This is a genomic window from Saccharothrix carnea (genome assembly GCF_003014735.1).
In the GTDB taxonomy this organism is placed as follows: domain Bacteria; phylum Actinomycetota; class Actinomycetes; order Mycobacteriales; family Pseudonocardiaceae; genus Actinosynnema; species Actinosynnema carneum.
In genome coordinates this window covers 230,208-246,185 of record NZ_PYAX01000002.1, presented here as the reverse complement: position 1 = coordinate 246,185, position 15,978 = coordinate 230,208, and the positions used below count along the sequence as shown (strand labels likewise).

The following is a 15,978-nucleotide window of genomic DNA, read 5'->3' as shown; positions in this document are numbered from 1 at the left end:
GCGCGGTCAGGGCAGCGGGAAGCCGACTGCCGGGAGGATGACCTCGTCCACGATCGCGGCCGGCTCGTCCGGGGTCGGTGCGCGGCCCAGGTCGATCAGCAGCTTGAAGACCATCGCCTCGCCGATCTGGGTGGTGATCGGGGTCAGCCGGCGGGGGTCGACGCGCCCGTTGGCGGCGTAGTGGCGCAGGACCGTGCTGGTGAACGTGCCGCCCCGCGGGTCGAAGACGTCGCGGTAGAGGGCTTCGGCCAGCTCCGGGTAAGCCGGTGGTTGCTGGCGTTCGGGTTCGGCCACGCGCTGCTGCTGTTCTTCGGCGACATCCTCGGCGCCTACGGGCTGGCCGGGTTGCTGCTGGTCGGCCATGGGCGGGCTCGGCACCGAGCCGGGCACGGCGGCGGCGTCCGGCATCGCGGTCGTCACGTGGCTGGCCACCGTCGCCCTCGCCGACGCGCTGCGCCGCGCGGACCGGCAGGGACCGGCCGAATGGCTGCTGCGCCGCCTCACCTACGGCCGCAAGGGTTTCGAAAACGTTCGATAAGCCTTGCCCGACGCGGTGGCGTCCAACCATGGTGGATCGCCACCGCGTCGGGAAGGGACCGTCGAAGTGCGAGAACTCCTGTCCAAGTCCTTGGTCGTCGTGTCCGTGGTCGTGGCGGGCGTGTTCGCGGTCGAACCGGCCACCGCCTCCACCGCCACCACCCTCGCCACGGCCGCCGAGCGCACCGGCCGGTACTTCGGCGTCGGCGTCCAGGGGTACAAGCTGACCGACCAGACGTACGTGGGCATCCTGAACCGCGAGTTCGGCGTGGTCACGCCCGAGAACGAGATGAAGCTCGACGCCACCGAACCGCAGCAGAACCGGTTCAACTTCGCCCCCGCCGACCGGATCGTCGACCACGCCCTGCAGCAAGGCAAGCGGGTGCGCGGGCACACGCTGCTCTGGCACGCCGGGCAACCGTCCTGGCTGGCCGGCCTCCGGGGCACGGCCCTGCGCGCGGCGATGCTCAACCACGTCACGCAGGTGACGGCCTACTACCGCGGCAAGGTCTACGCCTGGGACGTGGTCAACGAGGCGTTCGCCGACGGCACGACCGGCGCGCGGCGCGACTCCAACTTCCAGCGCACCGGCGACGACTGGATCGAGGCGGCGTTCCACGCGGCACGGGCGGCCGACCCCACCGCGAAGCTCTGCTACAACGACTACAACATCGAGAACCGGGCACACGCCAAGACGCAGGCGGTGTACCGGATGGTGCGCGACTTCAAGGCCCGCGGCGTGCCGATCGACTGCGTCGGCCTCCAATCGCACTTCACCGCCAACCACCCGGTGCCCGCCGACTTCGCCACCACGCTGCGCGACTTCGCCGACCTCGGCGTGGACGTGCAGCTCACCGAGCTGGACATCGAGGGTTCTGGCGCCGCGCAGGCGGAGAACTACCGGCGTGCCGTGACGGCCTGCCTGGCGGTGAGCCGGTGCACCGGCATCACGGTGTGGGGTGTCCGGGACAGCGACTCGTGGCGCGCCTCGGCCACACCGCTGCTGTTCGACCACAGCGGCGCCGAGAAGCCCGCGTACACCGCCGTCCTCGACGCCCTCCGGTGCGCGCGCTGAGCGGTACCCCACCGGGGACCGCCGCTGGTTGACCCACGGCCCGCATGACGACGGCCCGTGCGACCCGTCCGGTCGCACGGGCCGTCATCGTGTTCGCGGACGGTCGGGCAGGACAGCAGCCTGGAAGTTGTCCGGGTGGCACACCACCCAGGACATTGAGTCGACCGAAATCCGCACCGCACCGGCAGCGAGGTGAACGCCCATGGCCCACCCCCGGCCCGTCATCGGGACCGACCGCACCACCAGACCAGGACGGCTGATCGTCGGCAGCGTGATCGCGGGCGTGCTGCTGTCCGTGCTGTGGTCCTACGAGTTCGTCGACCACGTGATCGGCGCGAACGTGGCCAACGCCCTGCTCGGCGAGGAAGCCGCGACCGCCTCGATCGCGGGCACCGCCGCCGGCTTGGTGTTCGCGTTCGTGTCCGGTCTCGCGGGCACGTTCACCGCGTGCAACATCGCCATGGCGGCGTCGATCGGACCGATGAGCGAAGCCGGCGGGACCGCCCAGGGCACGCTGCGCTCCCTGCTGCGCCCGTTGGGTTTCTTCACCGCGGGCATGGTCGGCGTGTCGGCGCTCTACGGCGCGGTCGGCGTGCTGATCGGGCCCAGCCTGCCGCAGCTGTCGAGCGCGATGGTCGGCACGATGCCGGTGCGGCTGGTGCAGTCGGCGATCGTGTTCGGCGCTGTCGGCCTGGCCATGACCTACCTCGGGCTCGCCGCCCTGGGCGTGCTGCCCGACGTGTTCCGCAACCGGCCGGTGGCCCGCGTGGTGGTGCTCGGGGCGCTGGTCGGCGCGTTCCTGATCGGTCGGCCCTACCCGATGTTCATCAAGCTGTTCCGCTCCGCCGTCGACTCGGGCAACCCGCTGTTCGGCGCGGGCACGTTCGTGCTCCAGTCAGTCGGCAACGTCCTGTTCGTCGTCGTCGTGTTCGCGGCACTGGCCCTCGGCACCAAGGGCCGGTTCCTGCGGTGGTTCAGCTCCAACGGCCGCCGCTCGACCGTGGTGAGCGCGGCGCTGCTCATCTCGCTCGGCGTTTTCCTGCTCGTGTACTGGGACGTCCGCGTCCCGTCGATCTTCGGGATCGGCTGGTTCCCGACCATGCCCTACAACTGAGAAGAAGGAGCTGATCGTGTCCGCGACAATCGCTGTCCCGACGACCACGAGGTCGGAGTCCCCCATCCGGAACGGGGCGTTGGCCGGACTCGCCGGCGGCCTCGTGTTCGGGCTGTTGATGGCCGGGATGGGCTCCCTGTCCATGGTCGGCATGCTGATCGGTGTCGACAACGCCTTCGTCGGCTTCCTCGTCCACATGGTGATCTCCGCGATCGCCGGCGCCATCTTCGGCTACCTGACCCGCAACCTGGCCGTGATCCCGCCCGTCTACATCGCGAGCATGCTCTACGGCGCGGTCCTGTGGGTGCTCGGCGCCCTGGTCATCATGCCGCTGTGGTTGAGCGTGACCGCCGACCCGATGATGAGCGAGATGGTGTTCGTGGTCGCGGACGGCCAGTGGGTCAGTCTGTTCGGCCACGTGGTCGGCTACGGCCTGCCCATGGGTGCCGTGCTGCTCGCGCTGCGCGGCCACGCCAAGTAACGCCACCGCGCCCGGGTCCCGTCGCACCCATGGCGGCGGGCCCGGGCCGACTACTGCGGGAACACGCAGTGCGGCCGTTCACCGACCACCCCCCGAGTGGTCGGTGAACGGCTAGCGTGACGCCATGGCGCACATCGACCTCGGTCTGGACGAGACCAAGCTCCCCGGCATCAGCGGCCTCATGCGGTTCCGCCCCGAGACGGCCGAACCGCTCAACGCCCTGGCCGAAGCCCTCCTGCGCGCACCCAACTCGCTGCCCGCGGGCGAACGCGAGCTGATCGCGGCCTACGTGTCCGGCCTGAACGAGTGCCGGTTCTGCCGCGACTCGCACTCGGCGTTCGCCGCCGCGCAGCTGGACGAGGGCATGACCTTGGTGCAGCAGGTGCGCGCGGACCTGGACACCGCGCCGGTGTCGGAGAAGCTGCGGGCGCTGCTGCGGATCGCGGGCGCCGTGCAGGAGTCGGGCCGCAAGGTCACCACCGAGCTGGTGGCGGCGGCACGGGCGCAGGGCGCCACCGACGTCGAGATCCACGACACCGTGCTGATCGCGGCGGCGTTCTGCATGTTCAACCGGTACGTCGACGGCCTGGGCACGTTGGCGCCGGACGACCCGAGCGGTTACGCCGCGTCCGCCCGGCGGATCGTCGAGCGGGGCTACATCGACTCGGTCTGACCCCGTCCGCCGCTGTCCTCAGCGGACGGTCGCGAACCGCTCGAACCGGTACGGGCCCAGCGCGTCAGCCTGATCCTCGCCCAGCGCCTCGGCCGCGACCAGGTCACCGGCGTGCAGGCACAGCGTCGCGCCGCTGTGCGAGACGGCGAAGTGGAAGTTGGGCAGCCCGGCCACCCGGCCCAGCACCGGCAGGCCGTCGTCGGGAACGGGCCGCTCACCCACCCGGACGCTCTCCACCGTCGCGTCACGCAGGCCCGGGTAGAGCGCGCGGCCCGCTGCGACCACCTCGTCCACGGTCGAGCCGTCCACGCCGTCGTCCCGGACCGCGCCGTCCACGTCCGGTGTGTGCAGCAGCAACCGTCCCCCGCCGTCCGGGCGGACGTGGACGTGCGGGGCGTGCACGACCCGGGCCGCCGCCACCGCGACCGGCGAGGTGTAGACGAGCACGCCGCGGGTGTTGCGCATCGGCAACGCCAGCCCGGCGAGTTCGGCGATCCGACCGGCGTGCGGCCCCGCGCAGTCGACCACCGCGTCGGCCCCGATCCGCCGCCCCGAAGCGAGCCGGACCGCGCGCACCTCGCCACCGGTCACGTCCAGGCCGGTCACCGCGTCACCGCGGACGACCTCGGCGCCCGCCCTCGACAGCAGGTGGCCGATCAGGCGGGTCGGTTCGACCCAGCCCTCGCGGGGGAAGTAGGCGATCCCGTCGTCCGGCAACGCGGCCGGGTCCAGGTCGGGTTCGAGGTCCAGCACCTCCGCCCGCCCGAGCCACCGTGCCTCGTACCCGTAGTCGAGCACGCCGGCGACCTTCTCGCGCAGCACCTCGTGCTCGTCGTCGGTGGCGGCCCACTCCAGGTTGCCGGTCTCGTGGTACCAGTCGCTGTGCGGCACGTCGGCCGCCAGCCGCCGGTGGGCCTCCATGCCGGAGACGTTCAAGTCGTGGTAGGACCGCGGTTGCTTGCCGCAGGAGTTCGTCCACGAGAACGTCGCGCCGGACGTGCCGCCGCCGGGTGCGCCCGCGTCCACCACGGTGGCCCGCGCGCCCCTGCGCGTCACCGAGGCGGCCACCGCCGCGCCGTAGACACCCGCACCGATGACGACGACGTGCGCGACCATGCGTGCCTCCCGCGCTCAGCCAGGGCTGTTTCCCTTGCGGCACTTCAGGTATAGCACGGTGGCGCGACGCGATCGGGTGATCAGGCGGGCTGGGCGGAAACTTCCGGTCGGGCGGTCGCGAGGGCCCAGCCGAACGCCACGCCGGCGACCGTGAACAGGGCGACGGGCGGTGCGGGCAGCAGCCACAGCGACAGGCCGAGCACCACCAGCGACGCGGCCAGGCACAGACCGCTCAACGAGCGCGACCGCGTGACCAGGTCCGGCGCCGACCGTGCGACGAGCAGGCACACCAGCCCGCCGAAGATCAGCGCCGCGGCCATGACGAGCGACATGCCCCGGTCGAGGTCGAGCAGGCTGCGCCGGACACCGGCGATCTCCATGCCGTACTCCCTCATCGCCGCCAGCGCACGGGCCGCCGCCGGTTCCCGCGGGCGCAACGCCAGCGCCGCCGCGATGGCCAGGTGGCCCACACCCGTGACGACCCACGCCCACGCGCCGATCCGGAACACCCTCAACGCCCGACCCACCATCGGTCCCCCTCCCCGTTCCATACATGACTGTATGTTTGATCCATACAGTCATGTATGTCAACGAGAGTGACCGGGCACACGCCTAGCGGACGACGGCCAGCTGGTCGATCAGGTGCTTCAACCCCGCCCGCCCGCGCGGACCCTCGGCCGCCACCTCGGGCACCACCGCGGCGGCGACGCGCCGCAGTTCCGACCACCCGAGGTAGGCCGCGTAGACGAGGGCCGCCTGCCGCCGGGCCACCGCGGGCGTCAGGCCGAGTTCGCCGTACAGCTCGGCGATGTAGGCGATGCGCCGCTCGATCACCCGGGTCAGGACCGGTGCGATCACGGGGTGGTCGGCGTTCGCCACCAGGGCGGGCTCCAGTCCCGCGATGACCTCCGCGCCCAGTGCCGTGCGAAGTGCTTCGCGCAGCCTCTCCTCCGGGTCGGCCACCGACGAGAGCCGGGCGATGAGATCGGCCGTCGTCCGCTGCTCCCACAGCTCGACGGCGGCCACGAGCAGCGCTTCGCGGTCCTTGAAGTGCCAGTAGAAGCTGCCGCGGGTGATGTCCAGCTCACCGGCCAGCGCGTCGACGGCCACCGCCGCCACACCGCCGCGGGCCAGCGCGCGCAGCGCCGCCATCGTCCAGTCCTCGCGGGTGACGCGTCCTCTCGCCATGATCCGAACACTAGTGTCCGGACCGGACCTCGACTCGACGCGCGTAGTGCACCACGACGGTCACCGTGGCCGCGAGGAAGACGATCTGCATGAGCGTGCGCGGCAGCAGGGCGTCACCGAACGACGGCGAGATGCCCTGTTGGGCGGCGTAGACGTTGGCCGGGAACATGCCGATCAGCATCAGGGTGAGCCCGGCCGCCGCCCACAGCGCGGTCCGGCGCCACAGCACGCCCACCGCGCCCAGCAGTTCCAGCACACCGGTCACCGTGACCACGAGCCCCGGCGCGGGGATGGCGGGCGGCACCATCGCGATCAGCTCCTCCCGCATGCCGATGAAGTGCGCGAGGCCCGTCGCGACGAACATCGCCGCGACACCGCCCTGCACCGCGAACGGCCAGGCCGGGAGGCGGGTGACACCGGCGGCCCGCAAGCCGACCAGGGCGAGCGTGACGACGACCAGGATGACGAGCGGTGCCACGTGACTCCTTCGGAAGCGCGAACTTGACGCTGACAAGATTGCGTCCGGCCAGCCAACTTGTCAATGACTAGATCGCGGGTAGGCTGCCGGGGTGACCACGGAACGCCCCTACCACCACGGCGACCTGCGCCGCGCCGTCCTGGACGCGGCCGTCGAGGCGATCACCGAGCACGGCCCCGCCGGCGTCGGCCTGCGCGACCTGGCTCGACGCGTGGGGGTCTCGCACGCCGGGCCGGTGCACCACTTCAAGGACAAGGCCGGCCTGCTCACCGCGCTCGCCGCCGAGGGCTTCACGCTCCTGGCCGACGCACTGGACGCGACCGTGGCCGCGGGCGGCGACATCATCGAGTTGGGTGCGGCGTACGTGCGCTTCGCGGTCGAGCACCGGGCGCACTTCGAGGTGATGTTCCGACCCGACCTGTACCACGCCGACGACCCGGCGCTGGTCGAGGCGCGGGACCGGGCCGGGGCGGCGCTGGCGGGCGGCGTCGCCGACCGACCCGACCCGGAACTGGCGTCGGTCGCGGCGTGGTCCCTGGTGCACGGCTTCGCGACGCTGTGGAACACCGGCGCCCTGTCGCGGGCTGATCGGGACCCGGTGGCCATGGTGCGGGCCTTCGCGGGCTCCATGTTCCTGACCTAGTGCGTTGACCACATGCGTGCACCGGGCTGGGGACACGCCGGACAAGATCCCCGACGCCGGTTCGTGGTGATCCCATGCTCGACGGTGACGCCGCCTTCCCCGAAGTCCGCAGTGGACACAAGGCGGCTTCTCGGGATGCGGCAGCCCAGGGCCGGCGCATCGGCGAATCTCCGCCGATGTGCCGACCCAAGGCCGGTTCGGGTCAGACGGTGATGCGCGACAGGATCCAGCGGGCCAGCGGTTCGGTGATCACACCGTGCGGGGTGTTGCCGTTGTCCCACTGGAACTCGTCGAGCCGGCTTTGCTCCGCCCTCACCTCCTCGAGCGGCACGTACGGGTCGATGTCCCATTTCACCGGGTCGAAGTCCAGTGCCAGCGCGCTCACGACGGGGACGAAGCAACTGCTGCGGTATTCCTCGCCGATCGTGATGTTCAGCTTGTCGGCGACCAGGCCGAAGGATTCCAGGATCCCCCCGGGTGCCCCGTCCAGAGCGGGCACGGCGCTGGTGAACGGGCGGCGGATCCTGGTCCCGAAGTTCATCCCGCCGATCGCCTGCTCCGCGCCGTTGTCCGGTTGGAACCGCGCGGTCGCGCTGGCGAGCACGCCCGCCTTCCAGTCGAACGCGATCGTGCCGGGCGGCAGGTCTCGGCCGATGCCGTCGCCGGCGCCGTTGGCAACACCCAGCGTGCGCGGCCGCTTCGGGAACCAGCCGATCTTGCGCAGATCGTCGAGGAACTCGGTGCGCATCGTGCTCGCGGTGGCGGTCGGACCGGAGTACAGGGCGTTCGGCACCCAGGACCACAGCAACTGCTGCGCGGCGGCGCTGCGGATCAGTGCCGCCTGCGTCGGCGCGTCGGGATCGCCGACGGGCAGTTCCTCGAAGAAGTAGGCGAGTTGCTGGAGGATCAGGGGAATCCAGGCACCGTTGTGCGGGGTGTCGTAGGACAGGTAGGTGCCGGTGTGATGGTTCTCCTCGTCGGCCTCCATCGAGGCGAGCGCGTAGCGGGTCACCATCCCGCCCATGCTGACGCCACCCACGATCAGCGAGACATCATCGTCGTCACATTGCGCGATCGCCCGTCGAATGCAGTTGATCGCCACGCCCGCGTTGGTCCGGATGTCGGCGTGACGTTGGTCGAAACCGAGCAGCACGACGTCGATGCCGGCGGCCAGAACCTGACTGAGGAAACGCCCCCCATCGGCGTTGTAGGGCGAGTTGAGATGTTCGAAAAGGCCGGGAAGATCGCTGGGGCCATAGTTGAAACCGTCCGCGAAAATCATCGGCCGGGTCAGTCGGGAGTGACCATCGGCGTAGTACACGGCTGCGGTGCCGCCAGGGGCCTTCGGCGTGGTACTGAGCAGTTCCCAGGTATCGTCGGCCTCCCTCCGCGTCTCGCCGGTCCTGAACTCGGTCGCGAACCACGGTCCCGGCGTTACCGATCCGGCGATCGCGGCCAGATCCGCATTGGACAGTTCCTGGACGTTCTCCGGGGCGGTGGTCTTGACGTCGACCCTGGCTTCCTGCACCATAGTTGAACCCTCTGCATCGGTCGGCCGAATGGCGAATGCCATCAACGTGCAGTATCCGACGCTAACGTGGCGTGACAGATTGCCTCAAGAAGTATCATCATTTCGGGTGGTTCCCGTCAAAGTTTGTAACGCGCCGACCTCGATCTTCCATGATCTTGACGAAATGATTCCGGCTTGCCGATGTCGATCTTTGTTGTGGTGTGCGTGTCGGAGCGCGGGTGCGATAGCCCACTCGGCTCATTCCGCGGGTACGTCGGATGCTGCCGGTCGGGGCCTGCACGGTCAGGTGGCGGTCAGGGCGGTGCCGCAGGGGTTTGGCTCGGCGATGCCGGCCCAGCCGCTCAGCGCGAGGCGTCGGGTGAGTGTCCTCTGGTGACCACATGGGTTCGCCGGCTCGGTCAGGCTGCGCGCGGTCGGCCCAGCGTTGGGGGCGTTCGCCGCGGATGCGTGCTCGTTCGCGGCGTTGGGCGTCGAGGACGTGGAGCGGTTACCGGGCAACGAAATATTCGCGCAAATTCGCGCGCCCATCGTGGCTCGAATCACACCCGCTAGCATGCGTGAATGAGCGATTCCGGTTTCTCCTTGCGGCAACGGGACCTGATGCTGCCCGGGAGAACCATCTCGTTCACCGAGTTCACCCCGCGCACCGGGCAGGTGCCGCCGTTCGAGGTGTTCCGCCTGATGGTGGAACTGCTGACCGGCCGGGACGGAATGGTCCTGCTGTCCGGTCCGGTCGACTGGCGCGAACTGCGCGACCGGGCCCCGGACGTGGACCGGGCGCGGTGGTCCGAGCCGGTGCACCTGGCCCACTCGCTCGGCCCCCGGGTCGCCTGCGTCCGCCTGGACGACCTGTTCCGCGCCCAACGCGAGGATTTCCTCACGGTGGACGAGCACGGCACGGTCGTCCCACCCGACCGACGCGCCCGCCGATTACCCGCGCAACGGCCGCTGTTCCTCCGGTTCCCGGAGAACTTCCCGCTGGTCATCGGCTCGCCCGACGCCATTCGCGCGGTGACCGCCACCTCACCCGCGAAGGTCTACCGGGCCCGCGACACCCGAATCGACTACGCCGAGTTCCACCACCTGTGGCACGGCCCGGCACCCGACGCCTACTTCGGCGTCGAGAACCTCGGCCGATCCGAGGCCGAGTGGGACGACCTCCTCCTGACCTGCGGAATCGGGAAGACGTTCGGCCGATCGCACGCGGAAGCGGTGCTCAACGGCGACGCGCGCGATTTCGTCGGCACCACGCTGGACGACGCCACCCGCGTCGACGACGAGCACGCGATCCTGCTCATCCCCCGCCCGACCGACGCGCAGTGCGCCGCCGACATCTCGACGCGGTTGCCGACGATGGACCGGCCCCGGTGGCTGGCGTTCCGCGCCGGCTACCTCTGCCGCAGGCCCGAAGGCCAGGGCGTCATCGACCTCCTCGAACACGGCGACACCACCGGCTGGGCCCGGTCCGCCCGCAACGGCGACTGGTCCCTGGCCCGGATCCAGGCCGAAGCCCAGCTCGCCGCCGACGACCCGCCCGACCGCAGGCTCGCGGAGGCGTTCGACCTGATCAGCCGCAAAGCCCTGACCGACCCGCCGACCATCCGCGAGGACGAGCTGGCGCTGTGCTTCGCCCGTGCCCTGGCGCCGGCCGGACGTGACGCCGAGGCCGACGCGCTGTGCCACCGCGTGGTCGCCGAACGCGCGGCACGCCTGGGCGCCGACCACCCGGACACCCGGCACGCGGCGACCGCCCTGGTACCGCACCGGAAACGGCGCTGGTGGCGCACTTGATCGGCGGCGGGTGAGCGACAATGGTCACGCCGGCGGCGCGACCCGGATGAATATTCACCTTTCAACATCACCAGGAAATGCGTGATCTCCGGCACCCGGCAAAACGCGGCCGTTCCGGCGCTACCCGCCCCGACCGATATCATGGCGGTGATGACCCGTGACGCGGAATGTGAATGTGGCCTCCACGCGGTAACGCACCGAGCCGGCCGGGGCCGCCGGTGAAGCGCACCCGGAGGGCAGGCACGTCCACGCTGCTGCTGTTCGTGGCACTCGGCGCGTTGGTCGCCGCGTCACTGGCCGTGGTGACCTCCGTGCGCAACGACCGGACGACCCGCACGGCCGCCCTGCCGTCCACCTCGTCGGCCGCGCCACCGTCCTCCACGTCCACGACCACGTCCGTCGAGCAGCCGCCGCCTCCTCCGGTGGACCCGTGCGCGGAGAAGATCGCCGCGCTGCCGCTGCGGGCCCGGCTCGCGCAGTTGGTCATGGTCGGCGTCGACCCGCGCGGCCCCGCCGACGCCCTCGCCGTGGTGCAGCGCGAGCAGGTGGGCGGGATCTTCATCGGCGGCGACGACGTCGGCCTGCTCAGCGCCGGTGCGCTGGCCCCCGTGCACGCCGCGTCCACCCTGCCGCTGACCGTCGCCGTGGACGACGAGGGCGGGCGGGTCCAGCGGATCGAAGCGCTCGACGGCTCGCTGCCCAGCGCCCGGCGGATGGCGGCCGACCTGTCGCCGGACGAGGTGCGCGCGGTGGCCCAGGACCGAGGGCTCGCGCTGCGTGAACGCGGCGTGACCACCGACCTGGCCCCGGTGCTGGACACCAGCGGCCAACCCGACCGCACGGTCATCGGCGACCGCTCGTTCAGCGCCGACCCGAACACCGCTCTCGGCTACGCGCTCGCGTTCGCCGAGGGCCTGCACAACGCGGGCGTCACCCCGGTGGTCAAGCACTTCCCCGGCCACGGCAACACGACCGGCGACTCGCACCTCGGCGCGGTCACCTCTCCCCCGCTCGACGCCCTGCGCGGCACGGACCTCGTGCCCTACCGGCACCTGCCCCGGTTCGGCGACGTGGTGGTGATGCTGGGCCACATCGAGGTGCCGGGCCTGACCGGCGGCGTGCCCGCCACCCTCAGCCCGGAGGCGTACGCGCTGCTGCGCGGCGAGTTCGGCTTCACCGGTCCCGCGATGACCGACGACCTGGGCGCGATGCGTGCCATCACCGACCGGGTCGGCCTGCCCGAGGCCGTCACGCAGGCCCTCGCGGCGGGCGCCGACATCGCGCTGTGGTCGTCGGGAGGCCGCATCACGGAGGTGCTGGACCACCTCGAAGGCGCGGTGGCGTCGGGCGTGCTGCCCGGGGCGCGGGTGGATGAGGCGATCCACCGGGTGCTCACCGCCAAGCAGGTGTGCTGAGTCACCTCAGGCTCGACCGGGGTCGCCCCGAACACCTCCTATGCTGGTTGTCGACGTTTCGGCAGGGGAGGCACCGCAAGTGCGATACGTGGCCATCGGCGACAGCTTCACCGAAGGGGTCGGCGACGAGCGCCCAGACGGCACGCCCCGTGGTTGGGCCGACCTGGTGGCGGAGGGCATGGCCGTGGCGCTCGGCGAGACCGTCCACTACGCCAACCTCGCCGTTCGCGGCCGGCTGCTCGAACCCATCGCCACCACCCAGCTCGACGCGGCGCTGGCCCTGTCCCCCGCTCCGACGCTGCTGACGCTCAACGGCGGCGGCAACGACATGATGCGGCCCGGCGTCGACCTGGCCCGGCTGGTTCGACTGACCGAACAGGCCGTCCGGCGCTGCGTGTCGGCCGGGGTGCGGTTGGTGCTGCTCAGCGGCGCGAACCCGGCGCAACGGCTGCCGTTCGGCCGGACGATCCACCGCCGGGGCGAGGTCCTCACCGCCGCGATCGCGAAGCTGGCCGCCCGCCACGACATCCTGTTCGTGGACGCGTTCAACGACGTCGAGGTCCGCCGGGCCGAGTACTGGTCACCGGACCGGCTCCACCTCAACGCCGCCGGTCACCAGCGCGTCGCGTCGCTCGTCCTCAAGGCCCTCGGGCACGTCACCGAGGCCCACGCCGTCGACCCGGCCCCCGCGGTCCGCCGCAGCCTGCGCGCCGAGACCCGCTACTACCGCGAACACGTCATCCCCTGGGTGAACCGGCGGATCAGGGGCATCTCGTCCGGCGACGACGAGACCGGCAAGCACGCCGACTGGGTCGAGGTCGAAGCCAGGCCCCTGGTCTGACCCTCGGCGGCCGACGACGACACCGGCCGGAGCGCCGGTGGCCGGTCGGGCCACCGGCGTTCGTGACAGGTCAGACCAGGTCGTCGAACTCGCCGTTCTTGGCACCCAGCAAGAACGCCCGAAGCTCACCCTTCGTGTACACCACGACCGGGCTCTCCTCACCCAAGGTCGAGTTCCGCATAGCTACTCGGCCATCGGCCATCGGCGCCAGCTCGACGCACTCACCGCCGTTGCCGTCGCCGGTGGAGAAGCTGCTCTTGCGCCACGTCAGGTGCTCGGTCATCGCTCATCTCGCAGGGTTGTCGGGTCAGGGGGCTACTTCCGGCCCGAACGAGGCCGCAGCATCCAGTATCAGGGACTTGGAGGCCTGCAAGTCCAGCGCTGCCACCCTACGACGGTCCCATGCGACCCTATAGGGCTCTGTTGCGCTCTGGCGGTCGCGGTAGAACGACTCCGCGTGGCCGTAAACTTGTACGACGTCACCCGACACGCCGACCGGGAAGCGGAGCAACGAGAACGTCGAGTCCATGCTGGGGAACGCCCCGGAGGAGATCGGCTGGACCTGGATCTCAACGTTGGGCAGCTCGCACGCCGCAGCCAATGCCAGGAGCTGCTCCCTCATGACGGCTGGGCCACCTACGGGCAGACGCAACGCGAACTCGTGGATCACCGCGCGGATCAGCGGCGCGTCCCGCTTGGTGACGACCTGCTGCCTCGCTTGGCGCAGCTTGACCAGTTCCTCGATCCGTGCGGCGGACAGCAGCTCACCATTGCGGAGCCACAGCTCGCGCATGTAGGCCTCGGTCTGGAAGAACGGAGGGATCAAGGTGAGCGTGACCACCATGATCTCGACCGCGTCGTTGCGTTCCAGCTCCAGGTAGGCGCGACTCTTGACCGGCACGAACATGGGGAACTCGCCGCGCTTGGTGCTCGCACGCGCCTCCCGGGCCAGCTCGATCAGCATGGCCAACTCCTCGTGCTCCACGCCGTAGGCCGCCGCCAGGGTCTCGACCTCCTGGCGCTTGAACTTGAACTGGCCGGACTCCTTGCGCGTCAACGTCGGCCCGGTGACCTCGATCAACTCGGCCGCCGCGTCGCGATCTATGTCGGCCTCCTTGCGGAAGCTGCGCATCGCGGCGCCGAGCTGCCGCCGCTGGCTGATCGCGCTGTCATCACTGTTCTTCGCCAAGACGCCACTCCCCATCGTCATCCAACGCGCTGTTGGTACGTGCCTACCGCACGTACACCCGAATGAACACCAGCTTCACCCGATCAGACAGCGCGTGAAAACGTACGTACGTGCTTAACTCTCCCCCGAAATGTTGCGCAGGCCACAGGCTCTCACACGCACAGAGACCGCCCAGGCCTGGCTCCGCCTCCGGAAGGGACGCGGCATGTGCCTTCACGAAAGCCGTTCGACCAGCGGTTCTACCGCCGCACGACGCGCTTCCCAGCCCGTGCTGCCGCCCCGTCCGATGTCGATCACCGTCCGCAGAACCACCCGTACGTGTGTTTTCGGAGCGGAGGTGACGTCGTGATCTCCCGTTCCGGGGTGGAGGGCGACCCGGAGTCGTGGTGGGCCACGCACGACCGGGGCACGGGCAAACGACCCCGGCCGGGCACGCGGGTACGGCTGCGCGACGGGCGACTGGCCACCGTCACCGCCTACGAGGGCTGCTGGCAGTCCTGCGCGTTCCCCGTGCTGGTCGACCACACCGGGCAGTCGCTCATGGTGTCGACGTCGGACGTCGCCGAGTTGGCGACCGGCGAACCGAGAAGGGAAACAAGGGTGTCGATGAACGACAACGGACAGGTGGAAGCGTCATGAGCTGGGCAAACGGGCAGATCGTCACGAACGTGGGCCTGCGACTGACCGAGGGTGTGCCGATCGACCTGCGCGGCAGCCTGGACAGCCAGGCGTTCCTCGCGATCGGCGACAGCATCGAGATCATGCTCGGCGAGTCGCACCTGCGGGCCCTGCGCGACCAGGCCGCCGCTGCGTTGGGCGACCTGACGCGGATCGACGCGGCCGAGGACGTCGTCGGCGACGCCTTCCACGCCGGTGCCCAGGCCCTCACCGCCGCCGACATCGCACGGCGGACCGCCGAAGCCGCCAGGGCAGCGGGCGCCGGCGAACAGGCCGACTTGGCGGAACAGGCCGCCGCACGGGCCACCGAAGCCGCCGAACGCGCCCAAACCGCCGCCCACGCGGCAGCCCACGCGATGGGCCAAGCCGACGAGGCAGCCGAGGAAGCCAGGGCAACGGCCACCCTCGCGGCACGGGCAGCGGGCCGGCAACGGCCGGACAGCCGCCCGGTGTGACACCAGCGCACGACGGCCTCCCCCTGGTGCGGAGGCCGTCGAGGGTGTTCCCTTCGCCGACGCCGCCCGGCGCCGCCGATCACCTGAGCACGGCCGGGGTCACTGCTTGGGCGTGGGCGGGTGGCCTTCCGAGGCCTGCACGACGACGATGCCCTGGCCGGACAGCGCGAGCTGGTACGCCTCGCCGGAGCCGCGGCCGATGGCGGCGCCGAGCTTGGCGGTCTTGCGGATCGACGAACTCAACGACGTGGACCACAGGACGGCCGACTGCATGTCGACGAACGTCGGCACGTCCACGTTCAGCACGACCGGCGTGCCGAAGGCGGTCACGGCGAGCGCCCCGGTGCCGGTGAACGTCGTGTTGAACAGGCCGCCGCTGAGCATCGACGCGCCCTCGACGCGGTTGATGTCCCACGTCAACGTGCTCTCGAACGCCAGCACGTTGCCGCCGTTGACGGTGACGCCTTCGTTCTCCAGGTGGAGCACGAACACCTCGTCGGCGTCCTGGGCGAGGAACACGTCCCCGCTGCCCGAGACCTTCATCAGCGACATGCCCTCACCGGTGAAGGCCTTCTTGAACAGCTTGCCGAGGCCGCCCGCACCCTCGTAGGCGAAGTCGACATCACCCTGGTAGGCGACCATCGACCCCTGCTTCGCGAAGAAGAACCCGCCGCTGCCGGTGAGGTCCACCTTGAGCATGCGGTCGTTCTGCAGTTGGAAGCTGCCCGGCTCGACGGACCGCTCGGCGTGGTTGAACAGTGAGCTGCGCATGC

20 protein-coding genes are annotated in these 15,978 nt (G+C 70.7%); 11 read left to right on the top strand and 9 right to left on the bottom strand.

Going from position 1 to position 15,978, the window contains the following annotated elements:
- Positions 1-6 precede the first annotated feature (6 nt).
- On the bottom strand, positions 7-363 hold the full coding sequence (locus B0I31_RS41535; RefSeq protein ID WP_181320002.1) for a hypothetical protein: 357 nt from the start codon (positions 361-363) through the stop codon (positions 7-9).
- Between B0I31_RS41535 and B0I31_RS41530 the strand changes: the two genes are divergently transcribed.
- The 5 genes from B0I31_RS41530 (at position 362) to B0I31_RS05325 (ending at position 3,880) form a co-directional block, all read left to right on the top strand.
- Positions 362-538: a DUF418 domain-containing protein gene (locus tag B0I31_RS41530; RefSeq protein WP_181320001.1), complete on the top strand. Its 177-nt coding sequence runs from the start codon at positions 362-364 to the stop codon at positions 536-538. The genes B0I31_RS41535 and B0I31_RS41530 overlap by 2 nt on opposite strands.
- A gap of 66 nt (positions 539-604) precedes the next feature.
- On the top strand, positions 605-1,612 hold the full coding sequence (locus tag B0I31_RS05340) for a glycoside hydrolase family 10 protein (RefSeq protein WP_106614195.1): 1,008 nt from the start codon (positions 605-607) through the stop codon (positions 1,610-1,612).
- 202 nt (positions 1,613-1,814) lie between these two features.
- Positions 1,815-2,726, top strand: coding sequence for a hypothetical protein (locus tag B0I31_RS05335; protein WP_106614194.1), 912 nt, complete (start codon positions 1,815-1,817; stop codon positions 2,724-2,726).
- Between the two features lie 16 nt (positions 2,727-2,742).
- Complete coding sequence (locus B0I31_RS05330; protein WP_245949707.1) at positions 2,743-3,207, top strand: hypothetical protein; 465 nt, start codon at positions 2,743-2,745, stop codon at positions 3,205-3,207.
- A 124-nt stretch (positions 3,208-3,331) separates the two neighbouring features.
- Positions 3,332-3,880, top strand: a complete 549-nt coding sequence (locus B0I31_RS05325; RefSeq protein WP_106614193.1) for a carboxymuconolactone decarboxylase family protein — start codon at positions 3,332-3,334, stop codon at positions 3,878-3,880.
- Between the two features lie 18 nt (positions 3,881-3,898).
- Here B0I31_RS05325 and B0I31_RS05320 read toward each other — a convergent pair whose 3' ends face one another.
- The 4 genes from B0I31_RS05320 to B0I31_RS05305 form a co-directional block, all read right to left on the bottom strand.
- The gene (locus B0I31_RS05320) at positions 3,899-4,996 is read right to left on the bottom strand and encodes an NAD(P)/FAD-dependent oxidoreductase (RefSeq protein ID WP_106614192.1); all 1,098 of its coding nucleotides are present in this window, start codon (positions 4,994-4,996) and stop codon (positions 3,899-3,901) included.
- A gap of 80 nt (positions 4,997-5,076) precedes the next feature.
- Positions 5,077-5,526, bottom strand: coding sequence for an LIC_13387 family protein (locus tag B0I31_RS05315; protein ID WP_106614191.1), 450 nt, complete (start codon positions 5,524-5,526; stop codon positions 5,077-5,079).
- A gap of 82 nt (positions 5,527-5,608) precedes the next feature.
- Entirely contained in the window at positions 5,609-6,184 is a 576-nt protein-coding gene (locus tag B0I31_RS05310) for a TetR/AcrR family transcriptional regulator (protein ID WP_106614190.1), read from the bottom strand.
- Positions 6,185-6,194: 10 nt separating this feature from the next.
- A complete protein-coding gene (locus tag B0I31_RS05305; RefSeq protein WP_106614189.1) occupies positions 6,195-6,662 on the bottom strand; it encodes a DoxX family protein in 468 nt (155 codons plus the stop codon).
- A 91-nt stretch (positions 6,663-6,753) separates the two neighbouring features.
- Between B0I31_RS05305 and B0I31_RS05300 the strand changes: the two genes are divergently transcribed.
- Positions 6,754-7,305, top strand: coding sequence for a TetR/AcrR family transcriptional regulator (locus B0I31_RS05300; protein ID WP_106614188.1), 552 nt, complete (start codon positions 6,754-6,756; stop codon positions 7,303-7,305).
- A 202-nt stretch (positions 7,306-7,507) separates the two neighbouring features.
- Here the strand turns inward: B0I31_RS05300 and B0I31_RS05295 are convergent, their stop codons facing one another.
- Positions 7,508-8,836, bottom strand: a complete 1,329-nt coding sequence (locus B0I31_RS05295) for an esterase/lipase family protein (protein WP_106614187.1) — start codon at positions 8,834-8,836, stop codon at positions 7,508-7,510.
- A 561-nt stretch (positions 8,837-9,397) separates the two neighbouring features.
- On the opposite strand from B0I31_RS05295, the gene B0I31_RS05290 reads away from it, so the two are divergent.
- From B0I31_RS05290 to B0I31_RS05280, 3 genes are all read left to right on the top strand, one after another.
- On the top strand, positions 9,398-10,627 hold the full coding sequence (locus tag B0I31_RS05290; protein ID WP_106614186.1) for a hypothetical protein: 1,230 nt from the start codon (positions 9,398-9,400) through the stop codon (positions 10,625-10,627).
- A gap of 218 nt (positions 10,628-10,845) precedes the next feature.
- Positions 10,846-12,042, top strand: coding sequence for a glycoside hydrolase family 3 N-terminal domain-containing protein (locus B0I31_RS05285; RefSeq protein WP_245949706.1), 1,197 nt, complete (start codon positions 10,846-10,848; stop codon positions 12,040-12,042).
- A 79-nt stretch (positions 12,043-12,121) separates the two neighbouring features.
- On the top strand, positions 12,122-12,883 hold the full coding sequence (locus B0I31_RS05280; protein WP_106614184.1) for an SGNH/GDSL hydrolase family protein: 762 nt from the start codon (positions 12,122-12,124) through the stop codon (positions 12,881-12,883).
- 70 nt (positions 12,884-12,953) lie between these two features.
- Here the strand turns inward: B0I31_RS05280 and B0I31_RS05275 are convergent, their stop codons facing one another.
- A complete protein-coding gene (locus tag B0I31_RS05275; protein WP_106614183.1) occupies positions 12,954-13,166 on the bottom strand; it encodes a DUF397 domain-containing protein in 213 nt (70 codons plus the stop codon).
- 24 nt (positions 13,167-13,190) lie between these two features.
- Complete coding sequence (locus B0I31_RS05270; protein ID WP_181320000.1) at positions 13,191-14,072, bottom strand: helix-turn-helix domain-containing protein; 882 nt, start codon at positions 14,070-14,072, stop codon at positions 13,191-13,193.
- Between the two features lie 345 nt (positions 14,073-14,417).
- Here B0I31_RS05270 and B0I31_RS05265 point away from each other — a divergent pair, with 345 nt between their 5' ends.
- Together B0I31_RS05265 and B0I31_RS05260 are read left to right on the top strand one after the other, a co-directional pair.
- Positions 14,418-14,711 (top strand): hypothetical protein, encoded by a 294-nt coding sequence (locus tag B0I31_RS05265; RefSeq protein ID WP_106614181.1) that lies wholly within the window; start codon positions 14,418-14,420, stop codon positions 14,709-14,711.
- Positions 14,708-15,205, top strand: coding sequence for a hypothetical protein (locus B0I31_RS05260; protein WP_106614180.1), 498 nt, complete (start codon positions 14,708-14,710; stop codon positions 15,203-15,205). Before B0I31_RS05265 ends, B0I31_RS05260 begins: the two co-directional genes overlap by 4 nt.
- A gap of 99 nt (positions 15,206-15,304) precedes the next feature.
- Here B0I31_RS05260 and B0I31_RS05255 read toward each other — a convergent pair whose 3' ends face one another.
- Positions 15,305-15,976 (bottom strand): AIM24 family protein, encoded by a 672-nt coding sequence (locus B0I31_RS05255; RefSeq protein ID WP_106614179.1) that lies wholly within the window; start codon positions 15,974-15,976, stop codon positions 15,305-15,307.
- Between the last annotated feature and the right edge of the window lie 2 nt (positions 15,977-15,978).

Bases quoted from the DNA above. Each gene is read 5' to 3' on its own strand.
- B0I31_RS41530 (WP_181320001.1), top strand. From the start codon at position 362: ATGGGCGGGCTCGGCACCGAGCCGGGCACGGCGGCGGCGTCCGGCATC.
- B0I31_RS41535 (WP_181320002.1), bottom strand. From the start codon at position 363: ATGGCCGACCAGCAGCAACCCGGCCAGCCCGTAGGCGCCGAGGATGTC.
- B0I31_RS05335 (WP_106614194.1), top strand. From the start codon at position 1,815: ATGGCCCACCCCCGGCCCGTCATCGGGACCGACCGCACCACCAGACCA.
- B0I31_RS05325 (WP_106614193.1), top strand. From the start codon at position 3,332: ATGGCGCACATCGACCTCGGTCTGGACGAGACCAAGCTCCCCGGCATC.
- B0I31_RS05320 (WP_106614192.1), bottom strand. From the start codon at position 4,996: ATGGTCGCGCACGTCGTCGTCATCGGTGCGGGTGTCTACGGCGCGGCG.
- B0I31_RS05315 (WP_106614191.1), bottom strand. From the start codon at position 5,526: ATGGTGGGTCGGGCGTTGAGGGTGTTCCGGATCGGCGCGTGGGCGTGG.
- B0I31_RS05310 (WP_106614190.1), bottom strand. From the start codon at position 6,184: ATGGCGAGAGGACGCGTCACCCGCGAGGACTGGACGATGGCGGCGCTG.
- B0I31_RS05295 (WP_106614187.1), bottom strand. From the start codon at position 8,836: ATGGTGCAGGAAGCCAGGGTCGACGTCAAGACCACCGCCCCGGAGAAC.
- B0I31_RS05290 (WP_106614186.1), top strand. From the start codon at position 9,398: ATGAGCGATTCCGGTTTCTCCTTGCGGCAACGGGACCTGATGCTGCCC.
- B0I31_RS05275 (WP_106614183.1), bottom strand. From the start codon at position 13,166: ATGACCGAGCACCTGACGTGGCGCAAGAGCAGCTTCTCCACCGGCGAC.
- B0I31_RS05260 (WP_106614180.1), top strand. From the start codon at position 14,708: ATGAGCTGGGCAAACGGGCAGATCGTCACGAACGTGGGCCTGCGACTG.
- B0I31_RS05255 (WP_106614179.1), bottom strand. From the start codon at position 15,976: ATGCGCAGCTCACTGTTCAACCACGCCGAGCGGTCCGTCGAGCCGGGC.